The following is a 19,741-nucleotide window of genomic DNA, read 5'->3' as shown; positions in this document are numbered from 1 at the left end:
GTCTAGATCACCTTCCCTCTGCCTGATGAAGCCGGGTCGCGCAGGCAGAGCATCAGGATAGCCGAGCAAACCAGCGACATCGCCATCAGGAGATATCCCGCACGCGAGCTGCCCGTGACGGCCTGCAGCCAGCCAACCGTGTAGCTGCCAAAGAAACCACCCAGAGCGCCTGAACTATTGATCGTTGCAAGGACCTCTGCGGTAACGTTGCGCGGCACAAGCTCCGGAACCACCGCGAAAAAGGGACCATACGGCACGTACATGCAAGCCCCGGCGACGACAAGTCCAGCGAAGGCAAGCGCAAAGCTTGTCCGCGCAAACGCAAAGGAGAAGAAGAGGCCCAGGCCAGCACTCAGCAGAAACGGCCAGACCAGCGAGACCCGGCGCAGTGTCCGATCCGACCTGCGCGCGACGAGCAGCATCAGTAGAACGGCCACAAGATAAGGCGCTGCCGACAGCAGACCGGTCCTTCCCATCGAGAGTGCCGCGCCCTGTCGGACCATGGTTGGGAGCCAGAGAACAAAGCCATAGACCCCGAGGCTCCAGCAGAAGTACGCCGCAATCAGAAGAAGAACATCGCGTCGGAGCAAAGCCGCCCAAACGCCGCCGACCGGCGCGATCGAACTCTGTTCGGCGTCCAGTTGTGCTTCAAGCGCCGCCGAAGCTTCAGTCGTCATCCACGTCGCCTGTCCGGGCCGGTCGCGGATGATCGCGATCCACCCAAACGCCCAGAGGATGGAAGGAATGCCTTCGAGGATGAACGTTCGCTGCCACCCGATCGATTGAATGAGAAAGCCTGTAATGGTTGACATCCACAGAACGGTGATCGGATTCGCAAGCATCAGAATCGTATTGGCGCGCGACCGCTCCTGCCGGGTGAACCAGCGCGTGATGAGGAGCAACATCGCAGGGAAGATGAAGCTCTCTGCAACGCCAAGCAGAAATCTTACAAGGGCGAGCATCCAGAAGCTGCCAAGCACTCCCGTCATGGCGGCCAAAGTTCCCCAGGCAACAAGCGAGAGCGCCACAAGCCGGGTCGCGCTCCGCTTGCGGGCAAGCATCACGCCGGGCACCTGAAAGATGAAGTAGCCCAGGAAGAACAGCGCGCTCAGCAGCGAACTCTGCCTGCCATCGATCCGGAGGCTCGCGGCCAGGCCAGCCGCAGCGCCGAACCCGTAGTTGGCTCGATCCAGATAAGCGAGGCTGTACGTGATGAAGACGGCGGGAAGCACATACCACCATCGCCGATCGAGGACCGCAAGCGTCTTTATCGCATCGGCCGTATCGACTGTCTCTGGATGCGGCGGAAGCCGGGGAGGCGTTAAATTGGAAGCGCGGCTAGAGAGGCTCAGGACTTCTCCTTGGAACAAGCGAAGAATCGCTGCATGAGGTTCAATCTGTAAGGCGATCATGATACGTTCAACCGCTTTGCATTGTCATTGCAACGCCAGACGGGCGACTTGGGGAAGGTGGCAGCACGTGAAGGAACTAGCAGAGATCGCGCGGACTATCTTCGCCAACTCACTCAAAACGGTTGATCTGGGACGAAGTGTCTCCTCGCAGGTCTCGGTCGGCGCGGACTCCCTCATTCTTGCGGGGGCAGAGATTCCTCTCTCTGAAGTCGATGAAGTCGTCACGATTGCCGTCGGCAAAGCCGCCGCCACTATGGTTTCGGCCATCGAACAGCCTCTCAATCCTGTGCGCGGACTTAGGCGTCGTGGAATTGTCGTCGGACCTGCGCAACAAAAAATGGACTGGGCCAACACCGAATTCTTTGCAGGCGCGCATCCCATCCCGGACGCTCTCTCTTTGGCCGCAGCCCGCGCCGCGCTCGCGATGCTGAACAAGGTGACGGATCGAAGCGTCGTCATCTTCCTCATCAGCGGTGGCGCATCCGCCATGATGGAGCAGGCGATCGACGAGTCAATCTCTCCTCGTGACATCGCTTCCTTCTACGACGCGCTGATCAGCTACGGCCTTTCGATTGCGCGCATGAACGCTCTGCGCAAGCACGTCTCGGCGGTGAAGGGCGGTCGCCTGGCCGAGGCCGCTTCAGCAGCCCGCTTTCAACTGACACTGCTCGTCTCGGACGTTCCGGCATCCACTCCCGACACCATCGGATCAGGCCCGACAATCCCCGACAGCACGACGCTAGCGGACTGCCTCCAGATATTGGACGAGTTGGGTCAGCACTCACGCATCCCTAACAGCATTGAGGTATTTCTTCGGAGCCGAAAGTGCCCGGAGACACCTCGCGCGAACGCACGCATCTTTTCCCGTTCTTTGTGGCGAACGGTGCTTTCAAGTGATGACCTCGCCCAAGCAGCGTCTGTCCACGCGCGTGCCGCAGGCTTCCACGCCGAGATTGATAACCAATGCGATGAATGGGATTACCGGAAGGCTGGAATCTACCTGCTCGAACGCAGCAGAAGCCTGGGCGAGCACCATCGGCGAAGCTGCATCATCTCCGTAGGCGAGATCAGTGTCGAGTTGCCTGCAAACCCTGGTGTGGGCGGACGAAACGGACACTTTGCCCTTTGGTGCGGTGTGCAGGCCGCTTCACTGCATGAAGACGTCACGATCTTCAGTGCCGGCTCCGACGGCATTGACGGGAGCAGCAGCGCTGCAGGTGCAGTCTGTGATCAACATTCCGCTGACGAGGCATTGAAACTGGGTCTCTCCATAGAGGCGGCGTTGCTCGAGTTCAATACCACTCCTTTGCTGAGTGCGATCGGTGCATCCGTCCTCTGCGGTCCGACGGGAAACAACCTTCGCGATCTGCGACTGCTCCTGAGATCCTCCTGAAAGCACGCTCCGTAGAGCTGAGACGGCGATCGGGAAAATATTAAAAACTTCCTGGGGACTGGAACTTTCACGCTCGCTACTGCGTAAACTCCACTTGATTGCCTAGAGGAAGATTTCCCTCTGGAGAATCTATAGGAGAAGCCTGAATGGGAGAGAAACCGACGGAGCTGGTCGCTGGAACGCTGGAGATGCTTGTCTTGAAGACGCTGGCGCTCGAACCCATGCATGGGTATGGGATCGCGCTGCGGATGGAGCAGTTGAGCGATGGCGTGTTTCGCGTGAACCCAGGGTCGCTGCTGCCCGCGCTCGGTCGCATGGAGCGGGCAAGTCACATCAGGGGTGAGTGGCGGGTGACAGAGAACAACCGCCGCGCGAAGTACTACACGATTACGGAGAAGGGTCGCAAGCAACTGAAGACGGAGCGTGCGGAATGGGCGCGACAGCTTACCGCAATCCAATGGATTCTGGAGGCCTAGATGGGCAGGCTAAAGAGTTTACGAATGGGCTTGCGTGCGTTGCGAGATCGCGCTGCCCGGAACCGCGAGATAAGTGAAGAGCTGCAAGCGTATATGGATGAAGCTGTGGACGACAAAGTCCGCAGCGGCATGAGCCGCGAGGAAGCATTGCGCGCTGTGCGCGCTGAATTGGGAAGCGTTGAGACGGTAAAGCACAAGGTATGGAGCGCAGGATGGGAAGCGACGATGGAACGTCTTTGGAACGATTTGCGATATGCATTGCGGCGGCTAGCCAAGACTCCGTGGTTAGTCGCAACGGTTGTGCTTTCGCTGGGACTGGGCATTGCAGCGAACGCAACGATCTTCTCGATGGTCAGCAAGTTCGCGCTGGCTCCGCCACCTGTGGGTGATCCCAAGACGCTGACGACGGTCTATCGCACCTATGACAACGGCGCGTGTTGCAACTCGCTGCCGATGCCGGCGTATCGCGATCTGCGCGACCAGGCGAAGAGCTTTCAGGGGATGGCTGCGATTTACGAGCTGATCCCAGCGGCGATGGGCGCGCCAGGAAAGGAGCCCGCGCGCGAGTGGGGCCAGGCGGTCACGGCGAACTTCTTTGACGTGATTCAACTTCGCATGGCGCAAGGCCGCGGTTTTGCCCAAGACGAAGACGCCGCGCAGGTTGTGGTGCTGGGTTATGACCTGTGGAGGCAACACTTCAACAGTGACCCGTCGATTGTGGGCCAACCAGTGACGTTAGGCGGCCTGCCATTCACTGTAGTGGGTGTAGCCTCGAAGGGTTTTCGCGGAGTTGATCTTGTGTTGGATCCAAGCTTCTGGGTGCCGCTTGGAACGCTGCCCCGTCTGTCGGCCGGCTCGCCGAATCCTGAGTCACGCACGACCCAGTGGCTGCGCGTAGCTGCGAGATTGGAGCCAGGCGTAACAGAGGCGCAGGCGGCTGCCGAGATACAGATCATTGGCGAGCGCCTGGCAAAGGAGCATCCCGAGACTGAGAAGGGAGACAATTTCAAGCTTTGGCCTCCGGGAACGATCGGACCGCGCGATTCCGGAACGCTGCATGCCTTTCTGGCTGGTCTTCTGGTCGTGGTGCTGTTGGTGTTGTGCATCGCGTGCGCGAATGTGGCAAATCTGCTATTGGAGCAGGGCGCGCGACGACAGCGCGAGATGGCAGTCCGTCTGGCGCTGGGCGCGGGCCGCTTGCAACTACTGCGGCAGATGCTGATTGAGAGTGTGCTGCTCTCGTTAGGCGGCGGCGTGTGCGGTGTATTGCTCTCGCTATGGGCGACGACGAGGCTTTCCATGATGCATCCGCCTGCGCCTGTGCCACTGGACTTCGCAGTACATGTTGATTGGCGCGTGTTGGTGTATGCGTTTGTGCTGAGTCTCGCGGCGGGGATGTTGTGTGGATTTGTTCCAGCGTGGCGCGCATCGCGACCGAAGATGCCGAATGCGTTGAAGGGTGAGGATGCTCTGGCGCGACCGGGAAGCAAGTGGAGCCTGCGTGATGTGCTCGTTGTAACGCAGGTGACGCTCTCCGTAGTTTTGTTGTGTGGCGCGGGGTTGTTCCTGCGTAGCATGGAGAGCGCCGCGAAGATCGACACGGGCTTCCGTTCGCGCGGTGTGTTGATGATGGGCGTGGATGTCCCGCAGAAGACGTATACAGCGGAGAAGACGATTCAACTGCTCACGCAGGTGCGTGAACGGATGATGAGTCTTCCAGGTGTGATCTCCGCGACAACGACGGATGGCTTGCCCCTTTCCGGCGGACATCGCAGCGATGGATTTGAGGCGGTGGGCTTGCCGAAGCCGGATCAAGATGTGAAGAGTGTCGAGCTGTACATGGCGGGGCCGCAGTATATGGAGACGATGGGCGTTCCGATCTTGCGGGGGCATGAACTGGGAGAAGAAAATCCGGCCGCACCGAAAACCGCTGTGGTGAACCAGGAGTTTGTGCGCGAGATCATGCATGGAGTTGAGCCGATCGGAAGGACGGTGCGCAGCGGCGATGTGAACTACCAGATCGTTGGCTTGGTCAAAGACACGAAGGCGCGCACGATCGGCGAGGAGCAAAGGCCTGTGCTCTTTCGCTCAATTAGCCAGGCAGTAGAGAAAGACCCTTCCTCTGATGGCTATTTCTTCATCGTCCGCTATGAGGGAGATGCGGCTGCGCTGGCGGCGGCGATGCGCAATGCGATTCACGCGCAAGATGCGTCACTCGCGACCTTCAGCACGAAGACGATGGAGGAGCATGTGCGCGAAGCATTGTTCCTCCCACGTCTCGTCAGCACGCTGTTCGGTGTCTTCGGAATTGCAGGGCTCTTGCTTGCTTCGGTCGGCCTATACGGGGTGATGAGTTACTCGGTAAGCCAGCGGACCAAGGAGATTGGCATTCGCATGGCGCTGGGTGCGAAGGCGGAGGAAGTGCAATCGTTCGTGGTGCGCGGCGGTATGAAACTGGCGATCCTCTCTGTGCTGCTGGGTGTGCCCGTTGCACTTGCCGGGGCTAAGCTGTCGACCAGTATGTTGTATGGCGTCCAGCCGTACGATGTGGCCACATTCACGGTCGTGCCCGTACTGATGCTTTTCGTGGCGCTGGGAGCTTGCTGGATTCCTTCGCGAAGAGCTTCTCACGTCGATCCGATGGTGGCGTTGCGCATGGAATGAAAGATATCCGGGGACGGCGAAGTCGCTTTGTCCCGGCTTTCGGGAAATGTCACCGCAGCGAGCGTTCGCCTCCATGTTCAGGCCACACCCGCTACCCGTCGCCAGCGGTTTTCACTACCCGCATTTTGGCCTTAAGGCACGCCCTAGAAGGTGAAGACGCCGCCAATGAGGAAGCCGCGGACGGTGCCAGTCTCCCGATGCAAGACGGTCTTGATGCTGTCAGAGGCCAGCATGCGTCGAGGGCGCGGCAGCAGAGATGCCGGCAGTAGCGGAGAGAAGCTGCGCTTCTCTCCGGGTAAGAACGGATGAACGGGTCACAGGGATGCTCCTTTCTCGAGGTAGCTGAGCTATTCGGGTAGCGCGTAGGTCCCGTCGACGTGGAACTTGCCGCTTACACCCGGGGCTTCGGTTCCCGGTTGCCCGCCGCCCACGCTGAGGCTGTAGTCGCCCTCGGCGATGATGGGCGAGCCAAGTTCGGTGACCATGCCGAGGTCACGCGGGTTCAGGTGGAAGTGAACCTTCTGGCTTGCTCCCGGCTCGAGGTGGATGCGCTCGAAGCTGCGAAGAGCTACCGCCGGCGCTCCCTTGACGTCAGGGAACGTGAGGTAAAGCTGCACAACTTCGTCGCCCGCAACCTTGCCGGAGTTGGTCACGAGAACGTCGGCCTCAACAGGTTGCCCGGCGGCAACAGTTGGGGCGGAGATTGTCAGATTGCTATAGCCGAACGTCGTGTAGCTGAGACCGTAGCCGAACGGATAGAGCGGCTTTCCGGTGAAGTACCGGTAAGTCCGGTTTGCCATTCCGTAATCTTCGAAGTTCGGCAGGCCGTCCAGGCCTTTGTAGAAGGTGACCGGAAGCCGGCCTGCGGGGTTGTTCTTTCCGCTCAGTGTCTCCGCCACAGCCGCGCCGCCTTCCTCGCCGGGATACCAAGCCTCAAGCACTGCGTTGGCATGATCGTTGATCCAGTTCACGGCCAGCGCGCTGCCGTTCATCAGAACTACGGCGAGCGGTTTGCCTGTCGCTGCGACGGCTTCCACCAGGTCTTCTTCAGGCTTCGGCAGGTCGATGCTGGTGCGGTCGCCACCCAAGAAGCCCGGTTCGGTGACGGGCATCTCTTCGCCTTCGAGTTGGCTGGTGATGCCGACCACGGCGATGATCGCGTCTGCATCGCGCGCGGCGGCGACGGCTTCAGGAGCGACAGCGGGATCGTACTTACTCCAGATCAGTTCGGCGTTCGCGTCGCCGTCCTGCGTGCCGCCGGAGATTTCAAGCGGAACTTTATGCCCTTTTTCGAGCTTCAAACGGCCCATGACGGGCATAGGTTCGTGACCACCGCCGTAGGACGAAGCCACTTGTTTGCCGTCGACGCTCACCCGAACGAAGCCCTGGCTGCGCACGCCAAGCAGGTACTCGCCTGTCTCCGGAGGCGTGAGGAAGCCGGTCCACTCCACACCGAAGCGCTTGCGACCCGCGACTTCTTTCGGCTCGGTTGACTTGGAAAGATGGACGTTCGGCTCGATGCGTTCGACCAGCTTCTTGGGCTTGTCATCGAAGCCCTGCCGGCCTTCGTTGTATTCGGCATGCAGACCGGGCTTTCCGTCCGAGGTGGTCAGCAGATTGTTGGGTACGGGGGTTCCATCGAAATGCAGAAACTGTGTGCCCGCCACGTAGTTGATCGTGACACTGGGGAACTGAGCGTGCAGTCCCTCAAGGATGGAGACGATATGCGTGGGATGGCCCGCATAGTTGCCGATCAGCGGCTGGGTCTGCTCCGCCAGCGGACCCACCACGGCGATCTTGCGGATCCCCGGCTTGAGCGGCAGCAGGCCGTCGTTCTTGAGCAGCACCATCGACTCCTCGGCTAGCTTCCGAGCGTGGGCGCGGTGCGCAGCGCTGTCCAACTCCTTCTCGTCGATGCTGGCGTACGGCACCATGGCTGGCGGGTCAAACATGCCGAGCTTGATGCGTGCGGTAAACAGGCGGATCAGCGCGGTATCGAGCGTGCTTTCGGGCAGGTAGCCCTGCTGCACGGCATCGATGTAGGCCTTCTCGACCGGCTCGCCAAATCGCTTGGTGAAGGTCACGCACTCGTTGTCCATGCCTCGGATGACTGAGATGGCCGCGCCCTGTGCTTGAGTTGGCCGATAGCGATGATTCGCCGCGACATCGCGCACGGCGTCGCAGTCCGAGACGACGTAGCCCCGGAAGCCCCACTTACCCCGCAGCTGGTCCTGCAGCAGATACTGGTTTGCGCAGGCCGGCTCTCCGTTGATGGCGTTGTAGGCGCACATCACCGAGCCAGCCTTGCCCTCGACGATGGCCGCGCGAAAGGCCGGCTCGTAGGTGTCCACCTCGTCGTGCTTGCTCACGTCGACGTCGGCAAAGTGCCGGGTCGGCTCAGGGCCGCTGTGCACGGCGAAGTGCTTGGGCGTGGCGATGGCAAGGTAGTACTTGGGGTTGTCGCCCTGCAGACCGGTTACATAGGCTACGCCCATGCGACCGGTCAGGAACGGGTCTTCGCCGTACGTCTCCTGCCCACGGCCCCAGCGTGGATCTCGAAAGATGTTCAGGTTGGGCGACCAGAAGTCGAGCCCGCCCATGATGCCGGTGTGGCCCTCGCGAAGATTCTGCACATGCTTGATGCGGCCTTCCACGCCGATCTGCGCGGCCATGGTGTGGATGCCTGCAGTGTCAAAGGTCGCGGCCAGGCCCACCGGCTCCGGGTACTCGGTCACTCCCTCGTTGATCACGCCATGCAGCGCTTCGCTCCACCACTGGTAGGCCGGGATGTTGAGGCGTGGCACTGCGGCGGAGTTGTTCTGCATCTCCGACGCTTTTTCGGCAAGCGTCATGCGATGCACCAGGTCGGTGGCGCGAGCCTCCGGGGCAAGCTGCGGGTTCATGAACGGCATATGCGCCGTGTCCTGTGCGCCGGCCGGCACGATCATTGACACACAAAAGATGGCGAACGAGAGAGGCAGTTTCAGACCGAGCTTCATGGCTTTCTCCTGGGTATTGCTGGATCCTCATGGCAGGGTGTTGTGAAGCAAAGGTTCTTGCTGAAGAAGGGCATAACGAAGTTCTGGAAGCGGTCCGCAACGGCGCTGGTGTGCGTGCCGGAGTAGATCGTAAAACCATTGACGATGCCGTAGCGGTCAAGCAGCTCATGCAGCTTGGCCGCATCGACGCGCAGACCATCCTGGTCGCCCACGTCCATCGAAATCGCGCGGTACCGCTTTAGATTGCTGATGTACTGGTCCACAAAGGCAAGCGGTGCATTGGCCGTGATCTTGGCCATGATCTCTGGTTGCGGAACCCCGTCCTTGGTGGGCAGGTCGAAGTAGAGAGGCGGGTTCTTCGGGTCAGGTGCCCACGCGGCCGCGGTCGCATACGGTGCGTTTTCAAAGCCCTTCGATGAGGAGGCGAGTTCGGCCGGGGACTTCGCTGCTGCTGCTCTCTTTTCACTATCGATGGCACGCTGTTTCAAATCGTCGCCCGGCCCCGGCCCGCCGCCGGTCATGGGCGAGAGGCAGCAAGGGCTCATGATGTACAGCGCGCCAAACACTTCAGGATGCTTCATGCCGATACGCGATGCGCCGTATCCACCCATGGAGTGACCCACCAGGCCGCGGCTCTCTCGCGTCGGCAGAGTGCGGTAGTGCGCATCGATGTAGGCCACCAGGTCGTGGGAGATGAAGCGCTCGAAGTCGCCTGTGGTCGCCGAACTGGAATAGAAAGATCCGAGATAGACGGTCTTCGAGTCAGGCAGGACGACGATCATCTCTGCCGCGCCCTGTGCAAAGGCGCCTTCGACGGTCTGGGGCACGTGGATCTCGCCCGACCACTGCTCCGCACCGATGAAGTATCCGTGCAGCGCGTACAGCACCGGGTAGTGGCGCTTCGTGTCGCGGCCGTAGCTCGGCGGCAGAAAGACGATCACGTCGCGGTCGGCCGGCTCGCCCTCAAGGTTGCCCTCGATTGCCGCGCTGTGGACCTTGATGCGTTCCACGGTGACGGGCTTTGCGCCCGGAACGGGGGGCGGCACGATAGTTTGTACCTGTGCTGCGAGAGATGCGGCACACGCTACAACTGCGGCGAGCGTGGTGGCGCGGAGGAGGAGCTTGCGGACTTCGATCATCGCTGGAACACACCTTTATTGAACGGGGTAGGAGTAGATATTGACGCTGTGAGGGCGAAGTGCGACCGTGGCAGGCAGCGCGCCGAGTGACTGCTCTTCCACCTGCACCTCGGCGGCCGAGCCGGCCTTCACCGTGGCGTCGATGGAGTTAGGGGCCATGCGCCAAAGCTTGCCGGTGGAAGCCAACGCTGCACCGTGTATGTCCAGGTGAATGCTCTGTCCGGCGTCAGACGGATTGAGCACCGCGATGGTCAAGGTCTTGCGGTCCTCGCTCAACGCAGCGCTTACATCCAGCGGATAAGTGGGGCTGCCGGGGTTGACCGCAGGCTGGTCGCCGCCTACAGGGAAGGTGGGCTTGGGCTGCGGCGAGTTGCCGCTTACCTCCACTGGGATGACACCGAAGTGGTCGCGGTACATCTTGAACAGCAGTCCCGTTGGATTCAGCACAGCCTCGGTGCCATTGGAGCTAAAAGTCGCCGTGGCAAAGGTGAGGTTCGCCATCTGGAAGACGTCGGAGTGGCGGAACATCTCGTGGAAGGCCCAGGCATAGGCCGGAACGGTGGAATAAGAGTCGCGCTTGCCGCGAAGGAAGTAGGCCCACTCATCGATCGCGATGGGAACAGGTTTGGCCTTGAGCGCGGGGATGAGCTCCAGATACTTTTCGTAGTGCTCGTACTTGGCGCGTACCTGCACGGCGGCGGCACGCTGCAACTCGATAGGGGAGAGTGGAGGTTCGATGGGCACTTTCTTGCCTAGCTTCATGTCGGTGTGCTCGGTGCCGGAGGCATAGTAGTGCTCGCTTATCATGTCGATGTTTGGCAGGCAGTGCAGGAGCAGTTGGCCGGTCCAATCGGCGGAGGACAGATAGTCAGGCACATACTGCCCATTGATGCGGCGCGACTGGTCGGCTCCCTCCATCACGTCCGGCATGGCGCCGCCGGCGATCAGCGTGATGGTTGGGTCGATCTTTCTCATCTCCTTGGCAAAGAGGTTGTGCTTCAGTTCATACTGCGGCAACGCCATCGCGCCCATCTGGTAGTCGCCCCAGGGCTCGTTGCCGATGCCCCACAGCTTCACGTTGTACGGTGCCGGGTGGCCGTTCTGCGCGCGCCACTTGCCCATGGGTGTGGTGGCCGCGCCGTTGGTGTACTCCACCAGCTCACGGGCTGACCAGGCGTCGCCAAAGCCCGCGTTCACCGTGAGGTACGGGTCGACGCCGAGCAGCTTGCACAGCGTCAGGAACTCATCGGTGCCGACGTCATTCGGTTGCAAGGCGTGCCATACGGGGTCGAAGATAGGCGGCCGCTTGTCGATATCGCCGACGCCGTAACGCCACTCATACGAAGAAACGAAGTTGCCGCCGGGGAAGCGCAGGACGCCGAAGCGCAGTTGCTTGAGCACGGCGATGACCTCTGGGCGGAATCCGTCGATGTTGTCGGCGGGCATCAACGACACCGCACCGACGTGAAACTCACCTGTGCCGGTGCCCGTGATCTCGAGCGTGGCGTTATCGCTGTCGGCGTCTACGGTGTAACGCAAAGGATAGGGATGGTACTGCCGGCTCACCGTGTGAATGGTGATCACTTTACGGCCGGCAGCACCGGCCTTCCCGATCAGTGCGACCCTGACGACCGTGCCCGGCGTGCCCGCGAGAACGATGCGGCCTGTATACGTTTTCTTGGCATGCACAACAAGCCCCGACTGCTGCAAGCCATGCTGCTCGGACGGGCTGAGGCGCACAGCCGGCGATTGGTCGCCGGTGTAGGGAGCTTTGTTGTCCATCGTCACAACGCTGTCACCCCCGACGGGTGACCACCAGCGCTTGGGGACGTTGTCAAACCTGGGATTGCCAGCAGCATTGCCCATCGCGGGTGGAGGCGTGGGCGCGACGGTCGCTACCGGATAGAAGAACTTCCGATCGACCAGCATCTCCGACCAGATGCCCGCATTGACGATATCTCCGCCGTGCTCAAGAAACTGCCCATAGATGTTTTTGGAGATGGGTGTGCCTGTCTTCGCAACGTCGACAGTGGCCGTAATGGCTGGCGCTTGGGACAGGGCTGCGGTGAATGGAAAACAGAAGCTGAGAAGAAGCATCCTTCGAAAGAGGAGAGACCGCGTTCGCGGAACGGCTGTCAAGATGAGGCGCATAAATTTGACGACCAATATAGAGAGGCCATGCGACGCAAAGCAAGCGAAATAACCCTACTAAAGCGATTTATCTCGTAGTTAGTGCCGCTCTACGAGGAGATCGATTACGCCATGCGGACATCCACAGTTTTGATGGTGTGGCAGTGATATTACCGGATGGGCTAATGCTGGCAGGTGTACGCTCGAAGATTCCGTCACGTATGTGACCGAACCCGAGCGACTGGAGTTTCATCTAGCGGCTTTGCGCGACATGCAAGGTTGGGATATCAAATGGATTCTTCCCAGTCACGGCGTGGAGGAAATCATCGTCGCCGACGGATATGGAGCTGAACTGATTCAGGCGACGCGGCTCTATGTCGAGAAGTTGCTGCGGCTGCGTGATGAGCCGGCTCTGGCCGGGCAGGATTAAAGGACATTCGCGGCAACATCGTTCGATACTGGGGTAATTTTTATCCCGTACGAGCCGGTGCATAAGTCGCAGCCATTTCCAGGGCGAACTTGCCGGCATCCTCATACATTCCAGATAAAGAAAGATAGAAGTCACGCATCAATTTCCGTAAATATCGGTCTGCTATGCTTGGGCATTCCCACGCTTCCCGAGGCCAGATCCATGCTCCGACTCCTGCGCGTGCTCGTCGGCTGGCTGGTACTGATCGGCACCGCTCAAGCAGCGACCACCACAACCACTCTGGCCGTTACGACGAACGGAAATCCAACCGCATCGGTAAGTCCGGGAACCGTGGTCACGCTTACCGCGACCGTTCAGGCCGGGAGTTCCCTCGTAAATCCAGGCCAGGTTAAGTTTTGCGACGCCGATGCCGCCCATTGCACCGATCTCCACCTGCTCGCTTTGGCGCAGCTTACGAGTGCCGGGACAGCAAGCTACAAGTTCATCCCGGGCACCGGAACTCATCGCTACAAGGCAGTTTTTCCTGGCACTAACTCCAACGCCGCCAGCATCTCGGCTATCTCTGCGCTGGCGGTCACCGCGGTTGGAGCACCCGATGTCGCGACCGCCACAATCGCCGCAGCCGGGTCGGCGGGAGACTACACCCTCACCGCCACTGTGGCTGGTAACGGCTCGACCGCTCCTACGGGAACCGTATCGTTCCTGGACACCAACAACTTCAACTTTGCTTTTGGGATCGCCGGGCTCCAGGTTGGAGCGACGGGGCTGACGCTGCAGCAGAAGTCCGCGCCGGCGACTGGGCAGTACCCCGGATCCATCGTGACCGCCGACTTCAATGGTGACGGCGTTCCGGATCTAGCTGTAGCGAACGATGGGTTGAACACCAACGCGCCCGGGAGCCTGTCCATCCTCTTAGGGAACAGCGATGGAACGTTTAGCACAGCACCAAGTGTGGCAACCGGCGACTTCCCGGGTAGTCTTCTGACGGGCGACTTCAACGGCGACTGGAAGGTCGATCTTGCGATCACGACAGGGGGCGGCACGATCGACATCCTGCTCGGAAACGGGGATGGCAGCTTTACCGCGGGGCAGTCGATCCCAGGTGCCTTCGCGAGTTTCTCGGCGGCCGTCGGCGATGTGAACGGCGATGGTAACCAGGACCTGATCGGCATCAGTCAGTTCGCGCAGACCGTCTTCATCTTGTCGGGACACGGCGACGGCACGTTTACGCTGCTTCCGCAGACCTTCGCGACCGGGGACAATCCGGTGGATGTTGGCGTAGGCGACTTCAACGGCGACGGCAAACTGGATCTTGTCGTCGAGAATCTATTTGCGGCCAACAGCGCCCTCACTCCCGCCCCTCTGACCGTGCTGCTGGGAAATGGCGACGGCACCTTCACGCCGGTCGCGTCCCCCACGTTAGGAATCGGTCCCGAAGGCCTGGTGGTCGCGGACTTTGACGGCGACGGTAACCTCGATGTCGCCGTGGTGAACATTGAGCCGCCAGCCTCGATCATGGTCCTTCTGGGGAAGGGCGACGGTACGTTTGGAGCTCCGATCAGCACCGCCAATGTCGACTACATCAACGCGATTGCGGTCGGCGACTTCAACGGCGATGGCAAGCCCGACCTGGCCGCCTTTCTCGAGGAGACAACCCCGGGAGTAACCCAGAACGTCCTCGCGCTGCTGGGAGATGGCGACGGCACCTTCACCCATCGTGTCGGTGCGGCAACCAACGGGGCACCCTTCTCTGGCGTTGTCGCGGACTTAAACGGCGACGGCAGGCCGGACATCGCAGCGCTCAACCAGGTAAACGGCGTCTCGATCTTTCTCAGCGAGTGGAACGGATCGGCTACTGCAACGGTAGCGAACATCTCGCCGATCGGACTCGGGATTCACGACGTCGATGCCGTTTACAGCGGCGACGGAAACTATGCGGCCACCACTTCGAGTTCCACGCCGCTGACCGGTGTCCTCCAGCCGACGACGCTCTCACTCACGGCGAACCCTTCGAGCAGTGCTCCGGGACAATCCGTGACGTTGAGCGTCTCGCTGGCTCCTGACGCGGCACAGAATCACAATGCGACCGGTGTCGTGACGTTTCTGAGCAATGGAAACACTGTAGGGACGGGAAGCATCGCAAACGGCGTTGCGAGTTGGAGCGGAACCACCCTCCCTGCGGGATCCGATGCCCTGACGGCGCTTTACCCGGGCGACAACGACTTCGCGACGAGCTCCTCGAACAGCGTGCCCTTCACCGTAGGCGCGGCCACATCTTCCGGGCCCCTGGTGGAACCCGTGGGAAGCACCAGCGCGGTGCAGACGGTGACGGTCACGATCGGCACGGCAGGACAACTCGCGAAGATTACCGCGTTGACACAGGGAGTTGCCGGGCTCGACTTCAATGGGGTCTCGGGTGGCAGCTGCACCGTGGGTACGGCTTATACCGCCGGACAGACCTGCACGGTGGAGTACACGTTCACGCCGCAACGGCCGGGCGTGCGCTATGGTGCCGCGGTGCTGAGCGATGCGTCGGGCGATCCGCTGGCGACTGTGTACCTTCAAGGCACTGGCACCGGACCGATGCTGAACTTTAGTCCTGGAACGACCCTGCAGTTGCCCTTCAGCCAGGTCATCGATCCCTACGCGGTCACGGTCGATGCGGCAGGCAGCGTGTACATCGTAGAAGCGACCCAGGTGGGAGGTTCACCCCAAATTCCAAGCGCCGTTGTGAAGGAGACGAAGTCGGGGACGGGGTACGTCCAAACGACCGTCGCTTCCAATCTGGTGTACCCGGTGGGCGTAGCGGTCGATGGCGCGGGGAACGTCTTTATCGCGGACCAGGACGCCGAGACCGTGGTGGAGGCGTCGCCCATCAACGGCGGGTATAGCCAGACCACGGTGTTCACCGGACTCGGCAACGTGGAAAGCGTGGCAGTGGACGGGAGCGGCAACGTCTACATCGGAAGCCTTTTGGTCGGCCTGGTGAAGGAGACCTTGACCAACGGAACCTACACTCAGTCGACGATCAACTCCAGGGTCTATGCGAACGCGCTCGCCGTCGACGGGAACGGCGTCCTATACGTGAGCCAGGGGAACAGCAACATCCTCGCGGAGACACCGTCGAATGGCGGGTACACCGAAACGACTGCGGTAAGCGGTCTCTCGTTCCCGAGAGGCCTGAGCGTCGACGGGCTGGGCAATCTGTACATTGCCGACTATTCGCTTGGGGTGATCTATAAAGAGCTACCGCTACAGTTTGGTGGTTTCCTGCAGAGCACGGCGGTCTCCGGATTCGACTCGCTGGAAACGGTCGCTGTCGACGGCGACGGCAACCTCTACTTCGCGACGAACTACTTTGCGAGCAGCAACCCCGGGGTCTTCGAGAAGGACAACTTCGATCCGCCAAGCCTGCACTTCGCGACCACAGCGCCCGGCCAGACGAGCAGCGACAGCCCGCAGACCGTGACCTTCGTCAATGTAGGCAACGGGACGCTGCAATTCGGCGGTACATCGCCGCAAGCCTTGAATCCGACGATCTCAACCGGATTCGACGTCGACGCCAGCTCGACCTGCTTCCCGAATCCTGGGAGTGCCACCGAGGTGAGTGGCCTGGGGCCCCTCACGTCCTGCATCTACCAGGTCAGCTTCAAGCCGCCTTACGGTGGGCCGTGGGTTGGAACCATGGTGGTCGCCGATAACAACCTCAACACGCTTTCGCCTTCGCAGACGATTCCGCTGAACGGCACTGGCACGGGGACTGCGCTTCCCGTGGTAACGAGCGTCTCGCCCAACTCGGGCCCCTCCGGCGGAAACACATCCGTCGTCATTACCGGGCTCGATCTCGCCGGGGCCTCTTCGGTGCAGTTCGGCAGCGTGCCCGCGACGTCCTTTTTGGTCAACAGTGCTACGTCGATCAGCGCTGTCAGTCCGCCCGGGACATCCACCGTGGATGTGACGGTAACGACACCCGATGGCACAAGCGCCACCAGCGCCAATGATCTTTACACCTACACTTCGACGACGCAGGTCATCCAGTTCAACGCTCCCACCTCGAGTTTCGCCGGGACATCCGTGCTCTTGCAGGCGACGGGTGGAGCATCGGGCAATCCCGTGGTCTTCAGTGTCGTGAGCGGCCCAGCGATGGTCAGCGGGACGAACGGCTCAACCTTGACGTACACCGCTCCAGGAACCGTGGTGGTCGAGGCCGATCAGGCTGCGGGAGGAGGCTATACGGCCGCCGCGCCAGTCCAGATCACCCTGAACCCGGTCGTGTTGACGGAACCGGTGGGGAGCTCCAGCGCGGCGATCTCCACCTTGGTGACCTTTCAGACCGCAGGCACACTCAGCGCCATAAGGACCTCCACGCAGGGTGTCGCCGGTCTCGATTTTTCGCAGGCGGCCGGCGGAACCTGCAGCCTGTCGGTCGCCTATGCCGTCGGCCAGACTTGCGTCCTGGAATTCAGCTTTACGCCCACCCATCCCGGTCAACGCTTTGGCGGAGCGGTCTTCACCGCGGCTTCCGGCACAGTGCTCGCCACCAGCTACTTCTACGGCGTCGGTACCGGACCCCAAGTCACCTTTCGTCCTGGCACCCAGACTAACCTCGCAGGCACCATTACGCGGTCGGCCGGGGTTGCCGTCGACGGAGCGGGAGATGTATTTGTCGCCAGCTACGGCTCGGGCCTCTATGAGATCCCTGTCAGCGGCCAACCTCACCAGATCGGCTCGTTCGCCGATTGCGAGGATGTCACTGTCGATGGCCTTGGAAACGTCTTCGTGCTCAGCAGCAATACAACGCTAAGCGAAGTCCTGGCGGTGAATGGTACAGTCCCCGATTCGCCGACGATTGTGACCGTCACGTCGCAGTTCGTCAACGTTACCGGCGTTAAAGTGGACGGGCTCGGCAACGTCTATGTGTCCAGCCTTGCGGGCACGGGATACAGCGGCGGAATCTACCGAGTGATCTCGGTTGATGGCAGTATCCCCGCGTCGCCTGTCATCCAAAACCTGTCGACGGCCCTCACTGGCGCTACTGGTGTCGCTGTAGATGCGAGCGGCAACCTGTACGTCTCTGACCAGGATCAAAACGCGGTCTTCGAGGTGATGGCGGTAAACGGCAGCATCCCCGCCTCGCCCACCATCCTCACCCTGGCAACTGGCCTGAACCTGCCATCCAATATCGCGCTCGACGCTGCGGGCGATGTCTTCGTATCGGACTATGGCGACAGTGACGTGAAGGAGATTCTGGCCGTCGGCGGCAGCATCCCGGCGAGCAACCCAACCATTCTTTCGCTTGGCAGCGGACTCGTCAGTCCGGACGGACTCTTCGTCGATCAAAGCGGCAACATCTTTGTCGCGGATTCGGGACTGACCCAGGCCGTGGAGTTGAACTATGCCAACCCGCCGACGCTGAGCTTTGCCTCTGTGACTGTGGGCCAGACCAGCAGCGACAGCCCCAAGCCTGTGACCCTTACGAATGATGGGAATGCTCCGCTGGTCTTTTCAGCGCCGGGCAACGGCTTCGACCCAGCGATCTCGCCGGGCTTTACCGTTGACAGCGCGTCGACCTGTCCGCTGCTGGACGTGACCAGCGCCTCCTCGCAGCTCGTGGCAGGTACGTCCTGCACCGACCTGGTCAGCTTCACGCCGGTAAGCGTGGGCAACCTCTCCGGACAGTTGGTTACAACGGACAACGCGCTGAACCTGACCAGCACCACCCAGACTGTTCCTTTGAACGGAGTGGCACTCGACCTTACTGCCCCAACCATCACTTTCAGCGTAGCGAACCAGACGTTGGGCAATCCTCCCTTCACCGTTGCGGCTGTCTCGAACTCGCCCGGAGCGATTACCTACTCGGTGTTGAGCGGCCCGGCTACTATTGCCGGTTCGACCGTAACGCTGACCGGCGCGGGTGCCGTCGTGTTACAGGCGTCGCAGGCGGCCAGCGGCATCTATGCCGCCGGAACCTCCACGGCGACCTTCAATGTTGCCAAGGAGCTGCAGACGATTACGTTCGCGCCGCTTGCTTCGCCCATCGCCGCAGGCGCGCCAACCGTAACCCTGGCAGCCACAGCCTCGTCCGGATTGCCCGTCAGCTTCAGCGTGGTCTCTGGGCCGGCAGCGGTAAACGGAACCCTGCTGACCTTTACCGGCACAGGCACGGTGGTTGTGGCCGCGAACCAGGCGGGGAACGCACAGTACGCCGCGGCCCCGACCGTGACGCAGACCGTGCTCATCGTTTCGCCGGTGGTCGTGAACGTTGTTGCGACACCGAACCTGGTATTCCTCAACAATCCCGTCACCATCACGGCGACCATCTCATTCATCGGACCGGCACCCACAGGTACGGTTTCGTTTTTCGACGGTACGGTGCTGATCGGCACCGCCCCGCTCTCCAATCAAACCGCAACCTTTGTGGTGAGTACGCTGAGCCTTGGCACCCACTCGATTACGGCCAGCTACGGCGGCAACACACTTTACGCCGCTGCTGCGAGTCCGCCCGCCGCCGTCACGGTCGAGGACTTCGGGCTCACTCTAACCAATCCGAATCTGACCATCTTCCATGGCGGTACTGCGACCTTCATGCTGTCGGTCTCGGAGACGAATCCGTCGGGAATGGCATCCACCGTCGACCTCGCGGTCACCGGCACGCCCGACGGATCGCAGGTCACACTTACTCCAGCCTCAATCGCGGCTGGAGTGAGCGGAACAACACCGGCGACGCTGGTCATTCAGACACCAAATTATCCTTCAGGTCCGTGGGCCAGCCTGCGCGGCGGAGTCAGCGGGGGAACCACGCTGGCGGCGTCGCTGCTCGCGGGCGTGCTTTTGCTTCCGTTGTGCTCGGGTATTCGCAGGCGCGTGAGACGCGTCGGCGGCGGCTTGCTGGCGGTCCTGTTGTTCGCCGGTCTGCTCGCACTTGGAGGATGTGGATCGGGCTGGAGAACGCAGGTGTGGACCATCCATGTGACCGCAACCTCGGGACAGCTCTCGCACAGCGTGACGGCAGTGCTAACGTCAAAGTGCCAGGACGGAGAAGTAGCCTGCCCGATCGTCAGTCCGTGAGATGTGATCCTCGCAGGAGACCAAGGCCTC

At 61.1% G+C, this 19,741-nt stretch carries 9 protein-coding genes; 5 read left to right on the top strand and 4 right to left on the bottom strand.

Going from position 1 to position 19,741, the window contains the following annotated elements; all coding sequences use genetic code 11:
* Window positions 1-2 precede the first annotated feature (2 nt).
* Complete coding sequence (locus OHL18_RS17190) at window positions 3-1,412, bottom strand: MFS transporter (RefSeq protein WP_263376102.1); 1,410 nt, start codon at window positions 1,410-1,412, stop codon at window positions 3-5.
* Between the two features lie 67 nt (window positions 1,413-1,479).
* Between OHL18_RS17190 and OHL18_RS17185 the strand changes: the two genes are divergently transcribed.
* The 3 genes from OHL18_RS17185 (at window position 1,480) to OHL18_RS17175 (ending at window position 5,945) form a co-directional block, all read left to right on the top strand.
* Entirely contained in the window at window positions 1,480-2,805 is a 1,326-nt protein-coding gene (locus OHL18_RS17185) for a glycerate kinase type-2 family protein (RefSeq protein ID WP_263376101.1), read from the top strand.
* A gap of 146 nt (window positions 2,806-2,951) precedes the next feature.
* Entirely contained in the window at window positions 2,952-3,281 is a 330-nt protein-coding gene (locus tag OHL18_RS17180) for a PadR family transcriptional regulator (RefSeq protein ID WP_263376100.1), read from the top strand.
* Window positions 3,282-5,945: an ABC transporter permease gene (locus OHL18_RS17175; RefSeq protein ID WP_263376099.1), complete on the top strand. Its 2,664-nt coding sequence runs from the start codon at window positions 3,282-3,284 to the stop codon at window positions 5,943-5,945. It begins immediately after the preceding gene.
* Window positions 5,946-6,292: 347 nt separating this feature from the next.
* Here the strand turns inward: OHL18_RS17175 and OHL18_RS17170 are convergent, their stop codons facing one another.
* Genes OHL18_RS17170 through OHL18_RS17160 form a run of 3 tightly spaced genes read right to left on the bottom strand, consistent with a single transcriptional unit; the run spans window position 6,293 to window position 12,180 of the window.
* On the bottom strand, window positions 6,293-8,944 hold the full coding sequence (locus tag OHL18_RS17170) for a glycoside hydrolase family 3 C-terminal domain-containing protein (RefSeq protein ID WP_263376098.1): 2,652 nt from the start codon (window positions 8,942-8,944) through the stop codon (window positions 6,293-6,295).
* Window positions 8,941-10,083 carry an alpha/beta hydrolase gene (locus OHL18_RS17165; protein WP_263376097.1) on the bottom strand — a complete coding sequence of 381 codons (1,143 nt, stop codon included), beginning with the start codon at window positions 10,081-10,083 and terminating at the stop codon, window positions 8,941-8,943. Before OHL18_RS17165 ends, OHL18_RS17170 begins: the two co-directional genes overlap by 4 nt.
* A 15-nt stretch (window positions 10,084-10,098) precedes the next feature.
* Window positions 10,099-12,180, bottom strand: coding sequence for an alpha-N-arabinofuranosidase (locus tag OHL18_RS17160; RefSeq protein ID WP_263376096.1), 2,082 nt, complete (start codon window positions 12,178-12,180; stop codon window positions 10,099-10,101).
* Window positions 12,181-12,436: 256 nt separating this feature from the next.
* Between OHL18_RS17160 and OHL18_RS17155 the strand changes: the two genes are divergently transcribed.
* Entirely contained in the window at window positions 12,437-12,643 is a 207-nt protein-coding gene (locus OHL18_RS17155) for a hypothetical protein (RefSeq protein ID WP_263376095.1), read from the top strand.
* A gap of 201 nt (window positions 12,644-12,844) precedes the next feature.
* Window positions 12,845-19,711, top strand: coding sequence for an FG-GAP-like repeat-containing protein (locus tag OHL18_RS17150; RefSeq protein ID WP_263376094.1), 6,867 nt, complete (start codon window positions 12,845-12,847; stop codon window positions 19,709-19,711).
* Window positions 19,712-19,741: the final 30 nt, after the last annotated feature.

It is taken from the genome of Granulicella aggregans, from assembly GCF_025685565.1.
GTDB lineage: Bacteria > Acidobacteriota > Terriglobia > Terriglobales > Acidobacteriaceae > Edaphobacter > Edaphobacter aggregans_B.
The sequence above is the reverse complement of the archived record's forward strand: the minus strand, read 5'-3'. Positions and strand labels throughout refer to the sequence as shown.

Coding starts and splice junctions, on each gene's coding strand:
- OHL18_RS17190 (WP_263376102.1), bottom strand. CDS start 1,412: ATGATCGCCTTACAGATTGAACCTCATGCAGCGATTCTTCGCTTGTTC.
- OHL18_RS17170 (WP_263376098.1), bottom strand. CDS start 8,944: ATGAAGCTCGGTCTGAAACTGCCTCTCTCGTTCGCCATCTTTTGTGTG.
- OHL18_RS17160 (WP_263376096.1), bottom strand. CDS start 12,180: ATGCTTCTTCTCAGCTTCTGTTTTCCATTCACCGCAGCCCTGTCCCAA.
- OHL18_RS17150 (WP_263376094.1), top strand. CDS start 12,845: ATGCTCCGACTCCTGCGCGTGCTCGTCGGCTGGCTGGTACTGATCGGC.
- OHL18_RS17165 (WP_263376097.1), bottom strand. CDS start 10,083: ATGATCGAAGTCCGCAAGCTCCTCCTCCGCGCCACCACGCTCGCCGCA.
- OHL18_RS17180 (WP_263376100.1), top strand. CDS start 2,952: ATGGGAGAGAAACCGACGGAGCTGGTCGCTGGAACGCTGGAGATGCTT.
- OHL18_RS17175 (WP_263376099.1), top strand. CDS start 3,282: ATGGGCAGGCTAAAGAGTTTACGAATGGGCTTGCGTGCGTTGCGAGAT.